This is a genomic window from Chryseobacterium sp. P1-3, assembly GCF_000738495.1.
In the GTDB taxonomy this organism is placed as follows: Bacteria; Bacteroidota; Bacteroidia; order Flavobacteriales; family Weeksellaceae; genus Chryseobacterium; species Chryseobacterium gallinarum.
Genome location: NZ_JPEQ01000005.1, coordinates 97,506 through 121,392, shown reverse-complemented (window position 1 = coordinate 121,392; position 23,887 = coordinate 97,506). Strand labels below are relative to the sequence as shown.

The window sequence follows — 23,887 nt, the reverse complement described above, 5'->3', positions numbered from 1 at the left end:
ACAAGAAAGATATACAATGAAGAGTACTTTAAAAAAACTATTACCATTTGCAGTAGTTGGAGTCGTTTCAGGAGCTACTACCGTTGGAGCAATACAATATTTCGGTCATGGTTCCAACAATGGAGATCAATCTTATTTTACCACATCAGCTCCTACAGCCTCATTTGCAGGCATGAATACCGGAGCAGTAGGTGATGATTTTGTAAAAGCAGCCAAAACAACCGTTCCCGCTGTAGTTACCATTAAAAATTACCAGAGCAGAACATCCAGCAGAGCTTCAGAGCAGGATTTATTTGATTTCTTCTTCGGAGATCCTTTCGGAGGAAGAGGTCAACAGAGACAAAAGCAGCAGGCTCCGGATAATATGCCTTCAGGAATGGGTTCCGGGGTAATTATCTCTCCGGATGGGTATATTATTTCCAACAACCACGTAGTGGCGGGTGCCAATAAACTGGAAGTGGTGCTGAGTAATAAAAAATCATATATAGCCACTTTAGTAGGTACTGATCCTAACACGGATATTTCCTTACTAAAGATTGAAGAAAAAGGGCTTCCTTATTTAAATTTTGCCAACTCAGACAATATCGAAGTAGGACAATGGGTATTGGCTGTAGGAAATCCGCTGGGCTTAAATTCGACTGTAACGGCAGGTATTGTTTCTGCTAAAGGAAGAGGTATCGGAATCTTGGGAAGCCAGGGAAAAGCTGCCAATCCTATTGAAAGCTTTATTCAAACGGATGCTGCCATCAACCCTGGAAACTCGGGAGGAGCATTGGTGAATACAAATGGTGAACTTATCGGTATCAACTCTGCTATTCAGTCTACCACAGGATACTACCAGGGATATGGATTTGCCGTTCCTGCTAACCTGGCGAGAAAAATTGTTGAGGATATCAAGAAATTCGGGATTGTACAAAGAGGTTTCCTTGGAGTTCAGTCATTAGACCTGTCCAATGATCAGTTGGTTCAGGCTTATAACAGGCAGAACAAAACAAGTCTGAAGGTAGGTTCAGGAGTATATGTAACCGGATTTGGTGATAACAGTGGAGCAGAAGATGCCGGCCTGAAAAAAGGAGACATCATTACCAAAGTAGACAATTATGATATCACTGATTTCGCTGATCTGTCAATGTCCATCGGAAGCAAACGTCCTGGAGATAAAGTTCAGGTAACGTATTCCAGAAACGGTAAAGAATCTACTACTACCGTAACCCTTAGAGATCAGAAAGGAGGTACTTCCACAAGAACCAAGGCTGATCTTAGCGTAACGGAAAAGATAGGAGCTGAATTTGACCCGCTGAATGACAGATTTAAAACCGAATATGGACTGACAAGCGGTGTAGTGGCTAAAAATGTATCTGAAGGCAGCGAAATGGCTAAAATCGGAATTGTAGACAACTATATCATTATTGAGATCAATGGTAAACCTGTCAACTCTCAAAAAGATGTAGAAAAAGTTCTGGATAAATACCAGGGGAATGTACAGGTAAAATTTGTAGATGACTATGGTAGAATCTATACAAAAGGTTTCAAAATGCCATAACCAGTAATAAAATAACTTCATAAAAAACGCTGTAGAAAATCTACAGCGTTTTTATTTATTGGGGTTTATTCATTTTCTCAGCGATCCTTTTCTTTTTATTCCGCTCATACATCACTTCTACAATTTTACCTCCAACCCATGAAAACGGGAAAAAGGTAAGGAAAATAGAAATTTTATAAAATGTAGGATGATAAGGATATATAATTATGTCCAGCATCGCAATGAACAGCATGATAAAACCAATAAGAATAGCATAGGCTACTTTGGCATATTTAACGATAATTGCTGTAGCGACGCCGCCAATTGTTGTTCCTAATCCTGAAATAAACAGCAGGAAGCCAAAAAAAGCTTTATCGTCTTTCATACTGTAAAGAAATCTTTGCCAGTGCTCAAAAGGAGCGAAAGCTTCAAAAGTAACCCATTGCGGAAAAGCCCTTATCCCAAGAGTGATAATAAGCCCTGCTATAGCAAGACCCAACAACACCGCAATTGTATTTCTTAAAAAATTCATTAATCCTGATGTGCAATCATAGAAATTTCGATATCCACATTTTTAGGCAGGCAAGAAACCTGTACTGTTTCACGTGCAGGGTAACTTTCTGCGTCCAGATAAGATGCATAGATATCATTCATTACCGCAAAGTCATCCATACTTTTCAGGAAGATTGTTGCTTTTACCACATTTTTAAAAGTCATTCCTGCTTCTGTAAGAATAGCTTCAAGGTTTTTCATTACCTGATGCGTTTCCTTTTCAATCCCTTCTACCAATTTACCAGTTGCAGGATCTACAGGAATCTGTCCGGAGATATATAAAACCCCGTTTGCCATATTAGCTTGTGAATAAGGCCCGATAGCCGCAGGTGCATTAACTGTGTTGATTATTTGTTTCATATCTGGATATTTATTTTTTTTCAGGGTTATCTTCCAATCACCATCTCTGTATTTACCGTTGGGAATCTTTTCAACAGTGATTTTTTTAGAATATATTTCGATTGCAAATATAAAATTTATATTTTCAAATGCCAATGTGACATTAGAAAGGTGCGTTAGGCTGGGTAAAACTTCTGTCTTTATATTTCAAAGCATCACTCAGGATATTGGCTTTAATCCCGATAAAGAAGTCATATACTTTATATTGTCCAAAAGGAACCCAGTTAAAATTAATGGTAAAGCTTCGCTGATCCCTGGAGAATCCGATTCTTGTATAGGCCAGTTGTTTAGTCACCAAATCATAATGAGTACTTCCGTTTACATTCCAGTAAGGCGTCAGTTTTATGCTTCCATCCAGACCTATAGATGCAATTTTTGAGCCTACCCTGCTAAGACCTTTGGTATAAGCATAATTGGCGTTTACATTCAGTGTCCACGCTTGGTCGAAGTGAGCATAATTGTCATCATCAAAGTAGTAATTTTCATTTCGTACCTCTCCCTTCGAAGAATATTTCTTGGCATAATCTGTTTTTTCTCCAAAAAGCTCACTGCTTAAAGGATATGACATCTGAACATTGAATCCCTGTACACTGAAATGTCCGAACTGCTCCGATCTGATTCCCGTATCCTGTCCCGGAAGAAAAACAATTTTATAGGGATCCAGGCTAAGGCTTGTATTAACGGTAAGCTTGTTATTAAAGAAAGAAGACTGACCATTGATGGAAAGTACAGACCAGGGATGATCTTTGGCTGCAAAGTTATAGCTTCCTGAAAGGTTTAAAGATTCAAAAATCTTGATTTTCTTTACTCCCGTGGAATCCTTTTTAGACTTCACCTTCATTTCGATATTGTTCCCGATATTAAAACCAAGAGCACCCACCATTCCGTTAGTAGGACTTCCTACAATTCCTTTTTCGAAAATAGAGTAAGGGGTAAGAGCTCCCGAGGCATTATAGTAATTTTTATAATAGCCGAAATTTGGGCTTGAGAAATCCGGTGAATAGGTAAACCCGATACTTGGGGTCATCATATGCCTCACCGCTTCCACGGCAGATCCTTTTTTAAACTTCATCATCCCGTACAATGTTGTCTGAAGACTAGCTGTAGTGGAGAAATAGGAATATCCTGTAAAGTTCTTCCTGATTTCATCTACTGTCACGTTTTTGATAGGATCATAATACCTGTTCAATGATTTTGTCGTTAATGCATTATCAATATTGGCACTTAAGCTGAATGTAAAGAACTTCGCTAAAGTAGTATTGGTGGCAATGGCAATATTGTTTTTTAATCCTGTCTGCATCTTATCCCACATAGCTTTTGTAAAGAGCTCATTCTCCTGGGTATTTACAAAATTGGTCAGGTTAAACCCGGTATTCACAGTAATATTTTCAAGAAGTCCGCTTCTGATCCCTGTTTTGGATCTGAATAAATAGAACTGGTTGATGGCCACGTTCATTTGTGGAAGACGCAGGTCTGCTAAACCGGTTGCAAAATTCTGTGAATAAGAAGCCGTCCCGGTAATCGTCATCGGAAGTTTCAGGAATCTCTTCGTTACTGTAACTGTTGAATTTTGCTGTGTATTTAACACATTCTGGTTGAAAATATAATTGTTGTTGAGCGGATTATTGTAAAATTTAGTGCTTACAATATCTACAGAAGCACTGAATGTAAGGAAAGGATTAGCCTTAGTATCCTGTGAGTGTGTCCAGGAAATTCTGTAGGTACTGTTTTTGGTATAATCATCCAGGCCCTTTATTCCTCGGACCATAGTTCCTATATCGGCTGTAAAGTTACCGGAATACCTGTACTTTTTCTGATAGTTCATCTGTGGCCGCAGGTTCCAGCTTCCTTTTGTATAAATATCCGCAAGCACCTTAAGGTCAAAATGTTCTCCTATCGGCTGGTAATATCCTATTCCGTTCAGGAAAAAACCTACATCTTCCCTTTCACCAAAACTCGGAATCAAAATTCCGGCCGCCCTTTTATCCGAAAACGGCAAAACAGCAAATGGTAAAACCAACGGTGTAGGAACTTTTTCTATATACATTTGAATAGGCCCTGTAACAATCTGAGATTTATTTTTGGATTTTATGAGTTTGATATTAGAAGCCCTCATAAAGTAGTCTGCTGCCGTATCTTTCTTTTTGATGAAATAATCATCAGTGGTATAATCCGCTCTTCTCATGGCGAATACCGAGTCGTTATATTTCTTTGTTTTCTGAGCTATAATCACCCCCTCACTTTCCTCAGTTCTCGCATTAAAAGCAATGGCCTGTCTGGTTTTGGTATTATAGCTGAACTCATTGGTTTCATATTTTTTTCCGGCTTGTGTAGTAATCACCGGCTCAATGATTTTCCCTAAAGAATCCTGTTTTCCCCGGGCATAGATTATATTTTTATTATCATCAATAGAGATATAATCTGCATCGATCTGCATATCCTGATACTTTACCTGCGCATTTTTTATTAAGGAATGTCATTTTTTTTAGGAACGTCCCTTCTCTGATCATCAGCTTTGGTACGCAGAACATCCTCTAAGGCTTCTTTTTTTACAACAATGGTATCCTTTTTGGGAATAGTATCGTTAACCGCATTTTTAGGCAATTTTTCAGGTGTTTTCTGTGCTAAAAAATTGTTAAAAATTAGGATAATTAAAATTTGTAATATATTTTTGAAGACGGTTTTGGCCAATTTTATTCTATATAATTAAGGTCCAAAATTAATATAATTTTTATAACTGTAAGATGCACAAACAAAATTTTAAAATAATTTTATCATTTCTCCTTATCCTTATCTCCAACTTTATATTCTCTCAGAAGAAGTTTACCATCGTTCTGGATGCAGGACACGGAGGAAGTGACCATGGAGCCAACAGAACCTATGCTGATATTGGAAGGGTCGCAGAAAAAGACATTACCCTTGCCATTACCTTAAAGGTAGGTGCAATGCTGGAGAAAAACAGGGATTTCAAAGTAATTTACACCCGTAAAATTGATGAATACCCTTCTTTATCCGAAAGGACCAACCTGGCCAACAGGAGCAAAGCGGATCTTTTTATATCCATACATTGCAATTCTTCACAAAGGCCTACCGCTTATGGAACAGAAACCTATGTACAGGGCCCCAACCAGAATAATGAAAACCTTGAGGTAGCTAAAAGGGAAAATGATGTGATCTACCTGGACGAAAAAGACAGACAGATCTTCGGCTCTTATAATCCGGATTCCCCGGAATCTTTAATTGCTTTAAAACTTCAGCAAAGCAAATATCTGGAATCAAGCCTTCTTTTGGGCGGCCTGGTGGAAGACAATTTTGTAAATAAGGACAAAAGATTTTCAAGAGGTGTTTTCCAGAAAAACCTTCACGTTCTCCGTATGAACGCGATGCCTTCCGTTCTGATAGAAACCGGCTTTATCAATCACCCTGAAGAAAGCCATTATATCGCTTCCGAAAAAGGACAGAATGAAATTGCAGAAAGTATTTACAATGCTGTCATTGATTACAAAAAAGCTATTGACAGAAAAACAGGAGGCGCTATTGCTGCCAAAAAGCCTGAACCTGAAAAACCGGCGGAAGTTCCTCTGAAAAATGATTTCAGAATATTACTGATGAGCTCCCCTACGAAATACAATGATGGAGATCCCGCCCTTAAAGGTTTAAATTATATTCTTACCCTTAAAGAAAACGGACAATACAAGTACTATTACGCTGTAACCAATATGGCTTCCGTAAAAGACATCAATCTTAAGACAGCTAAGGATGCAGGCTTCAGAAATGCCTTTGCAGTAGGATTTATGCCTAACCAGAGAATCAGCATGGGGTATTATACCATTGAGGTTTATGCAGGAGATAAACTTAATGGAAACTCTTATATTCTTCAAACCTTAAAAGATGTGGAAAGGCAGAAAGACAGCGGAGTCTTCTATTACACCTATGGAAAAGTGTATACTTTAGAAGATGCTGTAAAACTTCAGAAAGAACTTGAGACTAAAGGAATTAAAAATACGGTAATACAAAAAGTGTATAAATAATGTTAAAATAATTTTGAAGTTTAGAAGTTAATGATTACTTTTGCAACCTCAAAATTTGGCCTATTCGTCTAGTGGTTAGGACTCAAGATTTTCATTCTTGCAACAGGGGTTCGATTCCCCTATAGGCTACCAAATTTTATATCATGCCGGATTTAAAAATACAAGAAGCAAAATTGCTTTTTAAGAAAATCCACTCTAACCCAAAAAGTTATGATTTACAAATCAATGAAGACGGGATTACAGGCAGGGATGATAAAATAAGTTTCAGGCTTTACAGGACCGGAGAAAGGGTAGATTTCGAAGTAACAATAGATGAACTTACTTTCACCAATACGACTGGAGAATGGAACAACGCAATGATTATGTTGGGAAACACAATCAAGAAAATTGAAAAGGAACAAGAAAATTTAAAAATAGAACAAGCAATAGATAAACTCAGAAAATACCTGTCAGAAGAAAAATTAAAAAATTTTTTGAAAAAAAAATTTGGCAGATAAAAAAAAAAAGTTTTATAGTTTTGCACTCACATTTGAACGATATGGCAAATCATAAATCAGCATTAAAGAGAATCAGACAAAACGAAACTAGAAGACTTCGTAACAGATATTATCACAAGACTGCTAGAACAGCGTTGAAAGCCTTGAGAAATGAGGAGAACAAAGCTGCTGCTACAGAGCAACTGCCAAAAGTTATCGCTTTATTGGATAAATTAGCTAAGAAAAATATTATCCACAAGAACAAAGCTGCTAACTTGAAAAGCAAATTAACAAAACACGTTAATAAATTAGCGTAAGAATATAGTAGGCCCGTTCGTCTATCGGTTAGGACCTCAGATTTTCATTCTGGTAAGAGGGGTTCGATTCCCCTACGGGCTACAAAAATAAGAGTTGATACTTATAAAAACAAAAGCTAACACACTGAAAATTCAGTGGAAGATAGTAGGGCCCGTTCGTCTATCGGTTAGGACCTCAGATTTTCATTCTGGTAAGAGGGGTTCGATTCCCCTACGGGCTACAAAAAAGGACTTTTATAAGGTCCTTTTTTTGTTTTCTCTACTTTCCTTCTATTTCTTCCTATACTACGATCTGGCCAAGTTCATTTAATCTTTTCTAAGCATACGCATATTCATCCACTTTCACTGACTTTGCTGGGATCAGTTACAAAAGCTGAGGACCAGACAAAAGTTTAGTTAATCTGAATAGAAGAAACTTTCGGGATGAAACCATATGGCTAGCCATCCACAACAAGAATCAACATCAGTGATTTCATATCCCCCCTAAGAATGACATTTTCTAAAACTGTCAAATACTACAATCAAAATCTTAATAAATCATTAAAAAATGAAATAAAAATATCAACATAATAATTTTATGTATAAATTTATAAAAACTAAAACACCTAAATCCCAACGATATGAAAATCAATTTATTGACAAAACACTGTTCAAAAAAAACTAAGGCAATGGCTTTTCTGTTATTCATAGTGAGCACATTGTTCCCTTCCCAAACTAAAAAGTATGCTTATCAGCAAGAAAACAATACCAATGCTTTACTATGCCTGGGTTGTGGGGTAGAGAACCCTGAAAACGCGGTTGATGCTAATGAAGATACGTATTCTACCCTGAAACTTAATGCAGGGGTAATTGCTGGAGTTGAGCAAACTTTACTCTTTGAACCAACAACGAAAATGCCCGGAAAGCTCGTAATTGGCATCGGTACTGAGAGCACTCCCTTATTCATTGAACTACTGGGATCTCTTACTGTAGAGACCGGGGACAGAGATCTTTTGGGAACAAAATCCAATGTGAATGTCAAAACCATCAGCAACAGCATCCTCAAAGTCAGCTCACAAGATCAAAAAAGAGCCACCATTGAACTGGACCTTGGAATCAGCCAATTTTCATATGCTAAAATAACGTTGCTGGGAGGACTTCTCACATTAACGGGCGGACTTCGTATTTATTACGCTTATTACACAGAGCACACCAGCATGTGCCCGCCTCCCCATAATCCTGTTCATTATTATCCCTTTGATGGTACAACTTATGACCATGCCGGAAACTTTGATTTAACCCGTAACAGTATAGATACAGAACTGTTTAAGCCTAATATGATATGCAGCCAGGGACTTAGCTACTCTACAACAGATCCTACCTACACATTCAAAGGTAAAGATTATCTGAATGTACCGTTTCCACGGGCTCCAAGAACGGTTTCATTCTGGGCACAAATTGATCAGGGCGGTTATATTGATCTCACCATTTACGGAGAAAAAGTAAAAATTACTCCAGATAGCATCATTATAAAACCAGTCAACGAGAACCATAGTTTTCAAAAAAGCTATTTTGGGAGAATGTTCAGACGTAATCCGGCCACTTCAGGAAGATTAAACCTCTATACCATAAACTTCAACAATGATCCAACTCCTCCTTATTCTATTTCAAGTACGTTCTACATAAAAAATAATGCAGAAGTCAATCCTCCGTATTATCCTGTAGATGTTTATCCAACTGTAAATGGAGAAGGCCTTCCCGGTCCTTATCTGTTTTTTACAGGTGCCACCAGCAGCTATCCTACGGTTATTTACACTACCCATTGGGCTCCTTATTATACTAAAGGGGCAGACCTGATGAATAACGAGTTTAGTATTTCCTTCAAACGGGCACAGCTGGATGAGTTTCTTATTTATGATAAAAAGGCTGATCCAAAACTGCTGTTTAATACTTACCCACAAAATAGCAGCGGTTCATCCATTTTGGCAAAAACATCATTTCAGATAGAAAGCAAAACATTAGCCGTTTCTCCTAATCCAACCACAGGACAGATTACCATCGATGGAGACATCCCTTTAACCGGCTCTGACATTTCTATCAGGAATGCATCAGGAATGGAAGTTTATCACTCCGCTTTCAAAACCAAAACATTTGAACTACCTGCCAATCTTCCCGGAGGAATCTATATACTTACTCTTCAGACAAAAGACCAAAAAGTATATACCCGTAAAATTATTTTGACACGATAAAGACATACCGTATTCTGATCAAATTTTAAAAAGATTCCGGCAGGCTTCAGCCTGCCGGAATCTTTTTAAAATTACCTGAAACCCACCTTCAAACATTAAAGAATATTTAATATTTGAATGATATGATGAACATACTATTAAATAATCTAAAAACGTTAAAAAAATAGTTAGCATAATCATTTTATATGTAAATTTATATCACCAAACACTCAGATCTCAAAATATGAAAATCAATTTATTTACGGAATTTCCCAATCCCTCATTATCTTATTTTACCGCCTGCTACAGGTTTCTTATTAATAAACAAAACTACAGCACATCTGATTATGGAATATTACTCCGATAAGGAGAAAACGAGGACGAGCTACTTCAAATACCCTTCAGGCAGCTGAATCTCCTATAAAAACCATTGTACCACTGACACAACAACAATACAACCTATCCTGAGTAGAATATTACTCCGGAGGTTTTATAGACTCTAACTGAAATACTTCAGATAGAGCTTTACTATACTGTTTTAATCCAATATGACTACCTGAAAATTACTCTGAAAGAAAGAGCAAATACAGCAGTAATTGATATCAGATTAACTTAAAAATTTTTATTCAGACGACACCTAAATTTTTAATTATATGAAAAATTCATTTTTACAACAAAGCATGATCGGAAAAATAGCATTTTTTCGTTTTCCTGCTCGTTACCGGTGCTATATTGTATGCACAAAACAAGATTTATGCAAGCAGTCAGATTACCCAAATTATTGATGCATGCCCGCAATGTTCAATCCAGTCTCCACAAAACGCTGTGGGAAATAATGAAAATGACTATACTATCATAAAAGTTCCCTATAAAAGCAACGGATTGGTTGAACAAACATTGATTTTCCCTGCTGCTAAAGAAGCACATTTTAATAAGGTAACCGTTGGTATAGAAATTGAAAATGCATCTCTAGACATCTTAAACCTTGGAGGAATCTCCATAGAATCCTTTTTAGGAAATACCTCTAACAATGACCTGGTACAAGTCGATCACAATATGTTAAAATCCTTAGGTTCAAATAAAGGAATGATTGAATTTATACCTTATAAACGCTATGATCGCATTAAACTCTATTTCCACGATGTATTAAATGATAATCCCCGCAGAATATATTATGCTTACCAGACACCCAATCCGAAAACCTATGCAGCTTCCCAAACAAACCAAAACTTCCGGAGTTTGCCTTCTATGCTCTATAGAAAATCAGCAGAACGCTGTAGGAAATAATGAATATGATTATACATCCATAAAAATTCCTGTGGGCATTGCCGGAGGAATGGTACAAACATTAATATACCCAACTCCTACTCCTTCTAATTACAAAAAAATAGTCATAGGAATAGGAACCAATAAAGACGTTTTTTAATATTCAATTGCCAGGTAAAATGTTTGTAGAAACATTCCTTGGAAACACCTCTAATAATGATTATAAAAAAGTAGACAGCAACATGCTGAAATTCACCCCCAATTCGCAAACAGGAACCATAGAATTCACTTCTCCTAAGCGTTTTGACAGAGTAAAAGTATATTTTAACAGCGGTTTGCTTGGCTTGGGTGAAGAATTTAGGATATATTATACTTATTACACCCATGGAACATTCACTACATGTGGTAAACTACCGCTTAATCCTATTGCCTATTATCCGTTCAATGGGGATGCTAAAGACATTATTAATGGTTTTAACCTGAACGAGATTACAAATGCTACTAAAACATTCCCTGACGGAACAATCTGTAGTAAAGCTATAACCTCAGGAGATTTATCAACTACTACACTGCCTGACTCTTTAAAGCATTCCAAAACAATTGCTTTTTGGGGTCGTACAGATGGAAACTCATCCGGTGTGGAAGTAACAGCATTCAACACCATTACCCTCATTAACCACGAGCAGGTTAAATCCTATCCTCATACTTTCAGCCCTGATAAAAGTATAGATGAGATAGCGGTACATACCACAAGTCCACTTAATCAATGGAATCATTATGCGATAGTTTATGTTGATAATGGAGCTGATACCCGCCAATGCCTATACAAAAATGGGAATTATGTCGGTTGTACAGAGGAAGAAGAGAGTTTACCCAATCCGAATAATCAGATACTGGTGCGGCTTCCGAATGGCTCTCAAATTGACGAACTTCTTGTTTATAACCGGATACTTGGGCCAGATGAGATCTTACAGTTGGCACAGTCATACAATCAACCCTCAACCCTTATCTCATCTCCAATTCAAAAAGCGGCTACAGAGAGTTACCTGTTCACGGTTTCTCCCAATCCGACCGCAGGCCAAATCACTTTAAACGGGAACTTCCTTTTAGTCGGTTCAAATATTTCTATCAGGAATACATCCGGAAAGGAAGTCTATCGTACCGATTTTAAAACCAAAACATTTGATTTACCGGCCAACCTTCCCGGAGGAGTCTACATATTAACCGTGCAGACGAAAGACCAAAAAATATACACCCGTAAGATCATCCTGACAAGATAGTTTTGTCTCAAATCAGACTTATTAAAGACAGGCCCCACCTGTCTTTAATCTTATAAATATATTTCATATAACATGAATATATTGTTAATTTTTTATAAATAAACAATAAATATCACCGTAAAATGAAATATTATTTTTTATTTTTTCATTTAATTCTTACATTTGATTTTAACTATTAGTCAAAAATGTAAACAATGAAATCAAACTCATTATCAGAAAATATTTTTACCATAAAAAACTTATAATCAACATTTTAGTTCGACATAAACTTTTTCTTTACTTTACAGCAGAACGCGTCTCTATCCAGGCTTTGAAAATCTCTTCTCCTAATCGTTTGACCAACCAACATTAAATTAAATTCAATAAAATTTAATTTTTATATATAAAAAAAGTGAATTATTACAATATCACACAAAAATGAAATAAATATACCAACATAATCATTTTATGTGTACATTTGTAAAAATAAAACCAGAAAACTAAATTTTAAACATATGAAAGCAAATTTATTAGCAAGCCAGTTTATGAAGAAAACAGTAGTATTGGCTTCATCGATGCTCCTGATGACTTCATTGTCTTTTGCACAAATCACCAAAATCTATGCAACCAGCCAAACCAACCAGGTAGTGGGTATTTGTCTGGGTTGTGGTGTTCTGAATCCGGATAATGCCGTAGATGGTAATGAAATCACTTACTCTACCCTGGAAGTTTCCGTGGGACTTATCGCAAGAACGGAACAAACATTGATTTTCCCTCAAACTAATGTCGCTGCCGGTACAAATAAACTTGTCATTGGTTTCGGTGCTGACAAAACAATGCTTGCAGCACAGATAGCAAGCAGTATTTCAATAGAAACGTTTAATGGTAACGTCTCCAACAATGATTACCAATACCTTGATTCTAATAATATCAAGCTCGGAGGCAGCGATCCAAGCAAAGGTGAAATTGAATTTACAATGAACAAACCCTATGACCGTATTAAAATTAACCTGAATGGAGGATTGCTTAGCGTAAACGGAGCCCTTAGACTTTACTATGCTTACCAGTATAAAGATCCTTATATCAGCTTCATGGCTCATAGCAAAAATGGACAGGTAACGATCGGGGGAGATCTTCCGTTAGCAGGCTCAGAGGTAACCTTAGTCAATACTTCAGGAAAAGAAGTATTTAGAACCAAACTACAATCCAATACATTTGAAACCAATCAACCGGAAGGAGTATACATTATGACACTTCAGACTAAAGAAGGGAAATCTTACTCACAAAAGGTCATGATTAAATAAATTATATGTCAGATAAAGCTCAGGCAGGCCTCTCGGCCTGCCTGAGCTATTTTATTCCGTCTTATGGTACCTTTCATCAGCGGAACCTGAAAATTTTATAACCCGGCTCAATTTTAAATCAAATAGAAAAAACCGCTTCATAAGTAGAAGCGGTTTCCTTTAAATTGCTTTAATACCTTTTTTAACAATAATAAATATAGTATTTATTGGGCCAGAATATATTTAACTCCCTTTTCAACTATATTACAGAATATAATTGAAGAATTATTTTCACTACAGCTTGGCGTTCCATTGTAAAAGCCATCTGTCGTTTCGTTTGAAGTATACCAGTTTGTATCTCCTACAATCACGTAGTTATCTCCTTCTACCGCATTTACACTTCCGTCAGGGTTCCTGAGGAATGGTGTTCCAGAATATTGTGTCATTTTTCCTATAGCACGGCTCTGTTGTATGGTAGCTCCAGGTGAAACATTACCGAAGATTCCGTTAGCAAGCCCTCCGCCTATTATAAAAATCTGACGTGTTCCAAACTCAAAGTAATCATAAGTGCTACCTGCGAAAGAGGTTTTGGCCGGGAAAAAGCTACCATTATAATTATCATTTCCTATAAAGAAAAATTTCTTTTTATCTGCAATTTTTTTGCTCCAGGATCTGTCTTTTGTCTGAGTTTTCCGGTAAATAACCTGTAGCAATATATCCGATCCATACAATATCAGCATTATCAATTGCTGCTCCTATCTCTGCAGCAGAGGCAGAACTTACATTAATTGTGGAGTAAGAAAAATTAGCCACTTTTACTGTTCCAAACGGACCAAAATTAGCAGGATTATTCATCTTGGCTCTTGCTACCTGGGAATAAACCCCGTTGGATAAATTCGCATTCCATGAATCGGGGATAAAACTTAATACTCTGATAGTCCTTAATGAAGATTGAATAGTAACACTGAATGTACAAGTCTGTCCGGCAAGGTTCAATGTAAAGTTTGCGGTTCCTGCAGCAGAAGGGGTTCCTGTAATAGCAAGAGTAATACTTCCGTTTCCGTTAGCCAGTGTTCCAGCCGGTGCTGTAGCGGTAAGTCCTGTTACTCCCGTGGAAGCAACTGAAATAGTACCATAGGACTGGCCTGTTGCATTAGTATAATTGATTACTTTAGACCCGCTGGCTGGTGTACCCGCTGCAAATGTCCCGGAAACAGCCCCGCTCGCGCAATCCAGGGTAAACGAAGGTGAGCTCCCATTTACCTGCACATTAAAAGTACACGTTTGTCCGGCAATTGTTACGGCAAAACTGGCAGTACCTGATGAAGAAGGAGTTCCTGTAATGGCAAGTGTCAAACTTCCGTTTCCGGTAGCCAGGGTCCCTGCCGGTGCGGTGGCTGTAAGACCGGTTACGCCTGTGGAAGCAATCGAAATCGCACCGTAGGACTGACCGGTTGCGTTAGTATAATTGATTACTTTAGAACCGGCTCCTGCCGTACCTGCTGTAAAAGTTCCGGAAAGTGCTCCGCTGGAACAATCTAACGTAAACCCCGGTGTCGGGCCGCATTGGTCACATAAACAATTTGACCATCCTGTAGGTTTAAATACCCGTACACAGCTTAAGGTAGAATCATACATAATAGTACCTACTGCCACATCGCCACCCATCGGGTTGACAAGGTTTTTCGGGTCTGCATTCGTAGGAAGGACCAGCCCCATATTGTTTGCCGTTCCCTTATTAACATCCAAAGCTCCTCTGGGATTAGCAGTGCCTATTCCCACTTGAGAAAAAACGGTATTCATAAAGAACACCATCAATAATAAATAATTTTTTTTGTTTCCCATTTGTATTATTTTGAGGCAAAACTACCATATCCAACAGTAATTTACCTTAAAGAGCCCTACATCATTTTTGCCACATAGATCATACTCTATTAAACACATGCTAATACACAGATACAACATATTAATTTATTTCTCCCACTAACAGAGATTGCAAACCTACTACATGCAAAATAAAATCCTTTAAACAGGAATTATACGTTGCTATCTATCTTTTTAATGGAACTTAAAAAAATCCATTTCCCACTCCCTTAAGAGAAATTAATTTTATATATTTTTTTTAAAACAAAACAGGCAATTACAAGATAATATTCATTTATATTCCCATTAAAGTATACAATCAATTTAAAAAATAAACAGAAACAGTATTGAATTATTTTAAAACCAGACAAAAAATAAATACATTACTCCGAGGTTATTTTTACATTTATAGCATAGAAAAAAACCGATTAGCTTATCCAAGCCTTGAAATTCACTATGCCGGAAAAATTTCTGATGTAAAAAAAGCTGCCTCAATGAGACAGCTTCATGTTTTTAAATACCAATATTCAGGAAGATACTGAATCTTGATCTCGCTTCAATATCCCCTCCGGCAAGACGGGTATATACCGGAAGCATGATTTCACTTCCCAGGCTCAATTTTTTATAAGAAGTTTCAAATCCCAGTTTTGCATATAATGCACTTCCGGCAGTATTGGGCAATTCTTCATCAAATTGTTTGTTCCCTGCATATATCTCTCCCTGCAGGCCTGTTTTGGCTGAAAAAACTGATTTTTCGTTACCTGTAATCTGGTAAAACCCTGTAGCGGCATAATTCCACTGGTTGCCAAAGCGGTAATTTTTCCTGTTTTCAGTTTTAACGGTATAATCGGTATTGACCAGAACGGCAATTTTATTTTTTTGAAATTTATAGTTCAAAACTGCCTGATAATCCCAACTGCCTGTTCCCAATTGAAAACTCGGATTCACCCCGGAAATTCCTTTTTCATCAAATTTCCCGAGAGGAATCTTTATCCCCAGACCTCCACTCAACTGATGGAAACTGTTTTTTGAATTAAGAATCTGATAGATTCCCATCAGGTTCAAGTCCCCGATTCCACTGATCCTGATATCTCCCTGCATTGTTTTTTTCTCATGGAAGTGGTATGGAAGACTCGCATAGACACTTACCTTTTTTGTCAGAGGAATTTTACCCCAAAGCTGTAGGGTATTAAAATACTGATCCTGTGTCAGGTCCTTTACAAATAAATTTTCTTTTGCCTTATAATGTTGTGCAAAATATTTAATCCCTATAAATTGTGGATTCAGCAGCGATTCAAAGCCGGATGAACCGTTTCCGGCTGCACAGCCACAGGCATCACAGTCGTCATAAAAATTAAAGTAATTAAAATTATTCCGGGCAATATAAGCACTGTCTTCGACAGCTTTTGCCTGATGTACCGTAAATACTATCAGACTTAGAATTATAATGATCTTCTTCATGTCTATATGTAAATTATTCTGCAAATTTTGGATCTGAAATAAAATTCTTGTCGGATAAAGTTTTCAGGAAGGCAATAATAAATTGTTTTTCCTGATTGTTCATTTCAATTCCGACATGGTTGTTCTGCTTAAGTGCGGGATCAAGATTAGGATTATCTTCAACACTATCTGTATAAAAATTGAGCACAGCTTCCAGCGTATAGAATCTTCCGTCATGCATATAGGGAGCAGTATATTCAACATTTCTTAAACTTGGCACTCTGAATTTCATCCAGTCATTCTGATCCAGGGTTACCCTGTATCGTCCCGCATCTTTAAACTGATTGTTATAATACATTCCTGTATTCCTGAAACTTTCATCTGTAAACAGCTCACCACTATGGCACGAGGCACATTTCTGATTAAATAATGCCATTCCCTGTGATTCTTCTGATGTCAGTTTTTCTTTTCCCTGCCTGAACCGGTCATATTTTGAGTCAGCTGAAATCATGGAGGCCATAAACTGGGACAATGCTTTCAAAACTCTTTCTCCGGTTATATTTTCATCTCCATAAGCAGCTTTGAAAAGCCTTTTATATTTGGGGTCATTTTTAATTTTCGAAATAGCATCCGGCATTGAGCTATCCATTTCATTAACATCTGTAATCGGGATAATCGGCTGTTCATTCAGATTATGAATCACACCGTCCCACATATATCTTTTCAGAAATGCCATATTCTGGATGGGAGGTGCATTTCTGATCCCGATCCTGTCATCTACCCCATGGCTTACCGTGTGCCCATGATGGGTAAAAGCATTTTCCTGAATATGGCAAAAGCCACAGGAGATGGTATTATTCCGGGAGAGTCTTCCTTCATAAAATAAATTCCTTCCCAGTTCCACTCCATTCCTGGTAACCGGATTATCAGGTGTATTATACGTCATGGGCGGAAAATAGAATGGAGATGTCAGGTAGTAGGCTTCGTCTTTTTCCAATGGCTCTATCACCTCTCCTGAACAGGACATACAACTCAACAGCAAGCCTGCCGGAAGCAGGATTGTCTTCAGCAAAAAATTAATCATTGTGTACGTGGTCTACTTTAAACATTTTGGTAAGGTTGTTGGTAACATCTACCAGATGAGAACTTGAGCCCATCATCATTGCATTAGCAGTGTTTAAAATCAAAGGTTTTTCTCCGCTCAGGAATTGATTAAGATCTGCAAGAATATGAATAGAAGGCCTGATCCTTCCATTTACTCTTGCGGTTGTCGGAAGATTCAGAGTAATTTCCCTGTACAGATCGGGAGTGTCATTGGCTTTTACGTTCCCCATATTCCCTGTATGATTCATGTATTCTGTAGTTGCCGAACCTGTTCCGTACTTGCCTTCCAGCTTTACAAAAACATATCCTGCCGCCCAGGACCATGACATCCCTTTTTGCTTGGCTCTGTTCCAGAATTCCGCCTGTCCGCCTTGTCCCAATAAATAAGCATTTTGGCTGATTCCCAATCCGAATTTTATTTTCTTATAATTATTTTGGGGAATTTCGTTTAAATCCAGGTAAACAATTCCCGCTACAGCGTCTGCCTGATCAATAATAAAGGCTCCTTTATCAGGATTATTTTCATTGTACCTGAATTCTTTTCCTGCTTCGTCAATCAGGGTGATATTGCTGATTATGTATTTTAAAGTGGAAAAGTTATGTTTTTGTCCCTGGGAAGAGATTTGGGTCGTCTGGTTTAAAACAATATCTCCCAGGTTGTTAAATCCGTTCTCAAATTTAATCTGGAGAGTTCCGGGAGTGGTATCTTGGGGATTATCTTCATCCCTGCTTCCGCAAGATGAAAAAGACAATACAGTAAAGGCAATAAAGAATAATGATAAAAATTTATAGATTTTCATTGTTGATTTTTTAAGTTGGATACAATTGAATACATGCAATAGAATTGCTTTGAATGTCTTATGAAAACATTTCATTTTAACCATCCCAGACAAAAAATAATACTGATAACGAGCTTATAATTTTTTGTAGTGGTGGCTATAGTGCTGTATGCAGCTCAAAAAACCGGCGGCTTGAAAACAGGTTTCAGAAACAGGAAAGAATAGGTTGTTTCATAGGTAAAATTGAAACTGAAAAAAAGGTTTTTCTCAGAATAAACAATTTCAGTAATTTCAGGAAGAATGTACGTATCGAGGATCTTCTGTCCTGAGTTTTTAATCTTACCCAATGGCAAAGATTCTGTATCATTGGTTTTGGCCAGTTCTTTACTCAGGTAACATTTTCCGTTACAATGAAGTTCAGGCTTATTTTTGTTGATACATAAAACATCTTTGATATAATCATAATTTACAGCATACTCCACCAATGGTACCAGTGGCCTGAACACCATATAAAAAGTAAAAAGTATGCTGTAAAGTAACTTCATCAGTTTATTTTTTGCTTAAAGTGTCTTCGTATCTTCTGCTGACTTCTTTCCAGTTCAGAACATTCCAGATCGCTGTAAGATAATCTGCTCTTTTATTTTGATATTTCAGATAATAAGCATGTTCCCAAACGTCAATTCCTAAAACCGGGGTTCCCTTCTCTTCTGCAATATCCATCAAAGGATTGTCCTGGTTCGGTGTTGAAGAAACGAATAGTTTTCCGTTTTTATCCACAGAAAGCCATGCCCATCCTGAACCAAAACGATCGGCACCTGCCTTACTCATTTTCTCCTTAAAAGCCTCCATACTCCCAAAAGTTTCATTGATGGCTTTTGCCAGCTTTGCTGATGGCTGCGTATTTTTTTCAGGCGTAAGGACTGTCCAGAAAAGTTCATGGTTGAAATGTCCTCCAGCATTATTTCTTACTGCAGGGCTTAATTTTGAAGTTTCTGACAGAATCTGAATGAGTGTCTGTTTTTCCTGTGGGGTTCCGGCAATTGCTTTATTCAGGTTACTTGCATAAGCCGCCCCGTGTTTGGAATAGTGAATCTCCATCGTCTGGGCATCTATGGAACCTTCCAATGCATTATAAGCATATGGTAAAGGGGTTTGTGTGAACTGCGCAAGCGTAAACTGCGCCATCAGTACTGCTCCTAAAGCAGCTATTTTCATAATCTTCATAAACGTATGGGTATATGGTTAAACAATATTTTGTGTAGATGAAATTTTACAATGGAAGTATGACTCCGAAATAGTTACCGATATACGGCTTCCTTCATTCTTCGCTTTACTTCAATAATTTTTTAATGTCTTCAATCAGGATCTCCCGGTCCGGATGAAATTTACCGTTCAGTTTGGGTGTTTTTCCTTCCGGATCGTCATAGTTGAGCCCTGAATAATATAAAATGGGCATATTTTCCTTATTATACCTGCAGCGTATATTTCCTTTCTGATCTACTAAGGCAATCATTCCACTATGATTAAGGCTTTCGCTTTCATCTTCTTTATCTCCCACGTAGATGTTGAACTGGTCGGCCAGCTTACCAATATACCCTCTGTCGCCCGTCAGGAAATGCCAGTTTGGGGAAGATGCTCCGATTCTTTTGGCATGCTCTTTCAATGCCTCCGGGGTATCATTATCCGGATCGATGCTGATAGAGATGATTCCGAAACCGGGATCATTGACCTGGCTGAGGATCGCTTTCATATTGGTATTCATTACCGGACAAATCGTAGGGCACTTGCTAAAAAAGAACTCTACCAGGTATACCTTGCCCAACATATCCTTATTGGTAATCTTTTTATTATTCTGGTCGGTAAGTTCAAAATCAGGAACCTTCATTACGGTGTAAAGATTCTTTTTAAAATATCCCATTCCTATCCCGATACCTAGAAAAAGCAGTGCAATAACCGCAATCGGGATCAGCAGCTTGCTTTTGTTATTCGTCTTATTATTTTTGGGCATAGTTTTCCGGATTTTTTTTAAATTCATCTTTACAATAAGAGCTGCAGAACCCGTAGGTTTTATCTTTGTATACTGCGGTATCTTTTAGAAATCCGGCAGTCTTCATATGGCAAACAGGATCTTCTTCGTTCACGACCTGTATATCCAGGTTTTCCCTGGAAGAACTCATATTGCTTTTATGTTTTACCTGTGGAGTTTCCTTTGTACAGGAAAACAATGATATTGACAGCAAGGCTATCAAAATAAAAGGAGATTTCATTTTATGATATGATTGAAATGAATGTGTTAAATAAATTTGGCTTTCGATTATATTCTGATCCCTGGCAGAATAGCTGTTTAAACCTATCAGTATACCCCGCAAAGGCACAAAAGTTTTACTTAGTACTTAAGTGATCTCGCCAGTTTACAATGATACAGTAAAAAGTTCAGACAAGCAGAATCAAAAAGATTTCACTTTAAAAACTAAAAACCTGGTTTAAAATAAATTTTACGCCAATGGAGGATGGAAAACCCTTGAAAAATAATCTGAAGAGGAGAAATTAAAGTGGCCTGAGCCGGGAGCTTCAGCAAAAAGCTCATGCTCTTTATGATCAGGAAATGTCAGAATCTCATTGGATAAAAAGACATCCAGCCCTGCAATTTTTATAGTCTGGGAAGTATTGGATTGTTTTTCTGTTTTGGCCAGTTCTTTTCCTACGTAACATTTCCCTTTACAGGTAGACTGTGGGACATCTTTGTTTTCACAAAGGTTTTTTACGATATAATCATAATTAACCACATAATTTATCAATGGCAAAACGGGACGTATTGCAACAGTAAAAATGATAAATATGGAAATTAATATTCTCAATGATTTATTTTGTGTTACAAATATACTATTTCAAAATGGGTTTACCTTTCATTTATGATGAATGTCATTGCCCCTTTTTTAAAAAAGCAAGAGGCTGCCTTTTCAGACAGCCTCTCCATTCTTTAAAACATCTACCGGTTCAGGATAATTTTGCGGGAATGCATCTTTTTATCCTTTGTCTGCAGGTTAAGGATATACACTCCTCCCGGCAATGTGGAAGGCAGCTCAAAAGTTTTAGAGATAAATTTTGAGCGGTACACTTCTTTCCCGGAAGTATTGGTAATGGAAATATCAGCATCCAGGAAAAGAATGTTCCCATCCAGGGTAATCTGCCCGGTGGTAGGGTTAGGGGAAACCGTGAAGACTTCTTCTGCAGAAGCAATTTTGGCCACAGTGGATGTATTTCCGGAATTACAATTGGGAAGTATACCATAGGAGCATGATAATGTTTTTACTTCATCACTGGTTAACGCCCTGTCATATATAATGAGTTCATCTATTTTAGACTGTTGTAGATTAATATCCAGAATAGTTACATCTGACTGTTGATATTCATATTTAAAAGCTTTACAAGGGACAATATTATTTACCGGGACCCCATTTTTATAAAGACATACTGTTCTATTTCCGTACTGATCTTCATTATAAACTAAAGTAATATGAGTTAATTCATCGGGAGTAATACTGGTCGTTTCTACGGGTTGTCTTACTGGTCCCAATTCGTTATATCCATGTACATCAATAACATAACTACCTGTTTCCCATTTCTTACCATTGATATCTATTTCATTATGTTTTACTAAAAACTCTGGAATTCCATCCGTGGCCATGGGTGCGTTATCCATACTTACCCAAAATGCAATAGTTTTTGCACTTTTATATGGTAGATAATCGCTATGTAATTGTCCCACATTAACTCCGCCATAAATAGCTTCCCCACAAACCAGATTTTGGTGAGAATCTATCTCCGATTTAGAGAAGAAATCATGATCAGAAATCAAGTCCTTTTCATTTCCATCAAATGGATAATAGTGTTGCGGATCAAGCGGTGGGTTACCGCATGTTGTGAATGGAGCCGGAAGATGATATACATAATAAATCCTGAGTTCTTCACCCAAACCAATCAATCCACTGTAAACAGAGATATGGACTTTATCAAAACGTTTGGAAGAGGTAAATTCAATGGTGCCTTTCTGAGGATTGGGACCTGGTTTCAGCATACTGACGTTTAATCTTTGCCTGTCACCATTGGAAACATTGCCATTAAACGTTTCAATATAAATTTCTCTTTTTGCCTGTTCTTTTATGGAGACATTCGGTGTTTCAATACCCATTACAATCTTTCTGAAACCGGGGCTTAGCTTTGGGAAAATAAAATTCTGCTCAATCCTTCCACTTACTCCTATAGGAATTTTTAAAGTGGCATAGTCGTTTTCATTACTTCCCACCACGTTTTGCGGATTATTTACCCCGCATAATACACAAACTCCAAAGATCTGATTCGTCTGGCTGCTTATATAGGTTTTTTCAAGCTGTCCATAGTATAAAGCTGTAGTGAGGAATAAAAAAGGCTGCTGCCATTACTTTACACAGCAAGTCCTTGCCTGGTAATAAATAATTTTTCATGTAATTAAAATTTAAGATTTGGTTGATATCAAAATTACAAATAAAAGCATTATGTTATTATTTTTTTTCACATAAAAATGATTTAATGAAATTATTCAGATATTTTGATCAAAAAATTAATTTTTACTTAACCTGAAAACAGATGCAGGACTTGTAAGAAATAAACCATACTGTTACCTAAAAAAATAACAAAACTGTACCTGTTACTACAATGATATTATTCCGAACTTTGGCCATAAGGATATTGCCATGATCACCATTAGAACAGCAACTACTGAAGATGCGCCTCAAATTGCATTATTGGGAAGAGTTACTTTCACAGAAACATTCTCGGAGTATTTCCGTGATCCACAGGATCTTTTCCATTATTTTGAAAAGACCTTCAACGTAGCGAAGATCAGAAATAGTATAGAGAATGCTAATAACAAATTCTGGATTGCCCACTGGAATGATCTTCCCATCGGATATGCCAAGTTAAAAGTTCATTCTCCATCACCATTTATCGATGTTTCAACCGTTTCTCAATTGCAGAAGATCTATGTATTAAAGGAATTTTTAGATAAAAGGGCAGGTAAAATTTTAATGGAAAAGCTGATGTCTTCTTTTAACGATTCGGCTCAAACCCATATCTGGCTTTCTGTTTTGAACTCCAATGAACGGGCGATAAATTTTTATTACAAAAACGGTTTTTCAAAGGTTGGAGAACATCAATTCACTATAGGAAAAGAGACTTTTGATTTCTTTGCCTTATCAAAGCAAAAAATTTAGTTCTTTATAAAGTTTAATCTTGTTAATAAAAGCTCTCCTGAAAAGTAAATCAGGAGAGCTTTTTGTTATTTTATTCCCCGGAATCAGGCAAGAGACTCCGTTACTATAAGTATTATATATTGAGCATCATAGCTTTT

24 protein-coding genes and 3 tRNA genes are annotated in these 23,887 nt (G+C 37.2%); 12 read left to right on the top strand and 15 right to left on the bottom strand.

From position 1 onward, the window contains the following. The first annotated feature begins 16 nt into the window (after positions 1 to 16). Complete coding sequence (locus HX13_RS07425) at positions 17 to 1,543, top strand: trypsin-like peptidase domain-containing protein (protein WP_050020577.1); 1,527 nt, start codon at positions 17 to 19, stop codon at positions 1,541 to 1,543. 55 nt (positions 1,544 to 1,598) lie between these two features. Here HX13_RS07425 and HX13_RS07420 read toward each other — a convergent pair whose 3' ends face one another. The 4 genes from HX13_RS07420 to HX13_RS23765 all read right to left on the bottom strand — a co-directional run bounded on the left by HX13_RS07420 (position 1,599) and on the right by HX13_RS23765 (position 5,077). Then, positions 1,599 to 2,054 (bottom strand): hypothetical protein, encoded by a 456-nt coding sequence (locus HX13_RS07420; protein WP_050020576.1) that lies wholly within the window; start codon positions 2,052 to 2,054, stop codon positions 1,599 to 1,601. Further along, positions 2,054 to 2,434: a RidA family protein gene (locus tag HX13_RS07415; RefSeq protein WP_045491236.1), complete on the bottom strand. Its 381-nt coding sequence runs from the start codon at positions 2,432 to 2,434 to the stop codon at positions 2,054 to 2,056. Before HX13_RS07415 ends, HX13_RS07420 begins: the two co-directional genes overlap by 1 nt. Before the next feature lie 142 nt (positions 2,435 to 2,576). Further along, positions 2,577 to 4,910: a putative LPS assembly protein LptD gene (locus HX13_RS07410; RefSeq protein WP_238555144.1), complete on the bottom strand. Its 2,334-nt coding sequence runs from the start codon at positions 4,908 to 4,910 to the stop codon at positions 2,577 to 2,579. Positions 4,911 to 4,939: 29 nt separating this feature from the next. Then, complete coding sequence (locus tag HX13_RS23765) at positions 4,940 to 5,077, bottom strand: hypothetical protein (RefSeq protein ID WP_238555143.1); 138 nt, start codon at positions 5,075 to 5,077, stop codon at positions 4,940 to 4,942. Positions 5,078 to 5,217: 140 nt separating this feature from the next. Here HX13_RS23765 and HX13_RS07405 point away from each other — a divergent pair, with 140 nt between their 5' ends. From HX13_RS07405 to HX13_RS07360, 10 genes are all read left to right on the top strand, one after another. Then, positions 5,218 to 6,504 carry an N-acetylmuramoyl-L-alanine amidase gene (locus HX13_RS07405; RefSeq protein WP_050020575.1) on the top strand — a complete coding sequence of 429 codons (1,287 nt, stop codon included), beginning with the start codon at positions 5,218 to 5,220 and terminating at the stop codon, positions 6,502 to 6,504. Between the two features lie 57 nt (positions 6,505 to 6,561). Then, a tRNA-Glu gene (locus tag HX13_RS07400) sits at positions 6,562 to 6,636 on the top strand. A gap of 11 nt (positions 6,637 to 6,647) precedes the next feature. Next, entirely contained in the window at positions 6,648 to 7,001 is a 354-nt protein-coding gene (locus tag HX13_RS07395) for a hypothetical protein (RefSeq protein WP_050020574.1), read from the top strand. 41 nt (positions 7,002 to 7,042) lie between these two features. Next, positions 7,043 to 7,297: a 30S ribosomal protein S20 gene (rpsT, locus tag HX13_RS07390; protein WP_002983073.1), complete on the top strand. Its 255-nt coding sequence runs from the start codon at positions 7,043 to 7,045 to the stop codon at positions 7,295 to 7,297. A gap of 10 nt (positions 7,298 to 7,307) precedes the next feature. After that, positions 7,308 to 7,379 (top strand) — tRNA-Glu (locus tag HX13_RS07385). Between the two features lie 67 nt (positions 7,380 to 7,446). Continuing rightward, positions 7,447 to 7,518, top strand: a tRNA-Glu gene (locus HX13_RS07380). Between the two features lie 447 nt (positions 7,519 to 7,965). Beyond that, positions 7,966 to 9,525 carry a T9SS type A sorting domain-containing protein gene (locus HX13_RS07375; RefSeq protein ID WP_157837420.1) on the top strand — a complete coding sequence of 520 codons (1,560 nt, stop codon included), beginning with the start codon at positions 7,966 to 7,968 and terminating at the stop codon, positions 9,523 to 9,525. Positions 9,526 to 10,236: 711 nt separating this feature from the next. Further along, on the top strand, positions 10,237 to 10,791 hold the full coding sequence (locus HX13_RS07370; protein WP_050020572.1) for a hypothetical protein: 555 nt from the start codon (positions 10,237 to 10,239) through the stop codon (positions 10,789 to 10,791). Positions 10,792 to 10,949: 158 nt separating this feature from the next. Next, entirely contained in the window at positions 10,950 to 12,050 is a 1,101-nt protein-coding gene (locus HX13_RS07365; RefSeq protein ID WP_050020571.1) for a T9SS type A sorting domain-containing protein, read from the top strand. 494 nt (positions 12,051 to 12,544) lie between these two features. Then, positions 12,545 to 13,333, top strand: coding sequence for a T9SS type A sorting domain-containing protein (locus HX13_RS07360; protein WP_050020570.1), 789 nt, complete (start codon positions 12,545 to 12,547; stop codon positions 13,331 to 13,333). Between the two features lie 203 nt (positions 13,334 to 13,536). Here the strand turns inward: HX13_RS07360 and HX13_RS07355 are convergent, their stop codons facing one another. From HX13_RS07355 to HX13_RS07300, 11 genes are all read right to left on the bottom strand, one after another. Then, positions 13,537 to 14,025 (bottom strand): hypothetical protein, encoded by a 489-nt coding sequence (locus HX13_RS07355; protein WP_050020569.1) that lies wholly within the window; start codon positions 14,023 to 14,025, stop codon positions 13,537 to 13,539. Beyond that, positions 13,958 to 15,157 (bottom strand): hypothetical protein, encoded by a 1,200-nt coding sequence (locus tag HX13_RS07350; protein WP_050020568.1) that lies wholly within the window; start codon positions 15,155 to 15,157, stop codon positions 13,958 to 13,960. Before HX13_RS07350 ends, HX13_RS07355 begins: the two co-directional genes overlap by 68 nt. A 531-nt stretch (positions 15,158 to 15,688) precedes the next feature. Next, positions 15,689 to 16,636: a transporter gene (locus tag HX13_RS07340; RefSeq protein ID WP_050020566.1), complete on the bottom strand. Its 948-nt coding sequence runs from the start codon at positions 16,634 to 16,636 to the stop codon at positions 15,689 to 15,691. 13 nt (positions 16,637 to 16,649) lie between these two features. Next, positions 16,650 to 17,699, bottom strand: a complete 1,050-nt coding sequence (locus tag HX13_RS07335; RefSeq protein WP_050020565.1) for a cytochrome-c peroxidase — start codon at positions 17,697 to 17,699, stop codon at positions 16,650 to 16,652. Continuing rightward, positions 17,692 to 18,519, bottom strand: a complete 828-nt coding sequence (locus tag HX13_RS07330) for an MbnP family protein (protein WP_050020564.1) — start codon at positions 18,517 to 18,519, stop codon at positions 17,692 to 17,694. Before HX13_RS07330 ends, HX13_RS07335 begins: the two co-directional genes overlap by 8 nt. A gap of 155 nt (positions 18,520 to 18,674) precedes the next feature. After that, positions 18,675 to 19,043: a hypothetical protein gene (locus HX13_RS07325; RefSeq protein WP_050020563.1), complete on the bottom strand. Its 369-nt coding sequence runs from the start codon at positions 19,041 to 19,043 to the stop codon at positions 18,675 to 18,677. 4 nt (positions 19,044 to 19,047) lie between these two features. After that, entirely contained in the window at positions 19,048 to 19,722 is a 675-nt protein-coding gene (locus HX13_RS07320) for a superoxide dismutase (protein WP_050020562.1), read from the bottom strand. Positions 19,723 to 19,828: 106 nt separating this feature from the next. After that, positions 19,829 to 20,506: an SCO family protein gene (locus tag HX13_RS07315; RefSeq protein ID WP_050020661.1), complete on the bottom strand. Its 678-nt coding sequence runs from the start codon at positions 20,504 to 20,506 to the stop codon at positions 19,829 to 19,831. After that, positions 20,493 to 20,765 carry a YHS domain-containing protein gene (locus tag HX13_RS07310; protein WP_050020660.1) on the bottom strand — a complete coding sequence of 91 codons (273 nt, stop codon included), beginning with the start codon at positions 20,763 to 20,765 and terminating at the stop codon, positions 20,493 to 20,495. The genes HX13_RS07315 and HX13_RS07310 overlap by 14 nt, the downstream gene beginning before the upstream one ends. Positions 20,766 to 20,993: 228 nt before the next feature. Then, complete coding sequence (locus tag HX13_RS07305) at positions 20,994 to 21,356, bottom strand: hypothetical protein (RefSeq protein WP_050020561.1); 363 nt, start codon at positions 21,354 to 21,356, stop codon at positions 20,994 to 20,996. 131 nt (positions 21,357 to 21,487) lie between these two features. After that, positions 21,488 to 22,807 carry a T9SS type A sorting domain-containing protein gene (locus tag HX13_RS07300; protein ID WP_050020560.1) on the bottom strand — a complete coding sequence of 440 codons (1,320 nt, stop codon included), beginning with the start codon at positions 22,805 to 22,807 and terminating at the stop codon, positions 21,488 to 21,490. A gap of 424 nt (positions 22,808 to 23,231) precedes the next feature. On the opposite strand from HX13_RS07300, the gene HX13_RS07295 reads away from it, so the two are divergent. Beyond that, positions 23,232 to 23,750 carry a GNAT family N-acetyltransferase gene (locus HX13_RS07295; protein WP_050020559.1) on the top strand — a complete coding sequence of 173 codons (519 nt, stop codon included), beginning with the start codon at positions 23,232 to 23,234 and terminating at the stop codon, positions 23,748 to 23,750. Positions 23,751 to 23,887 lie beyond the last annotated feature (137 nt).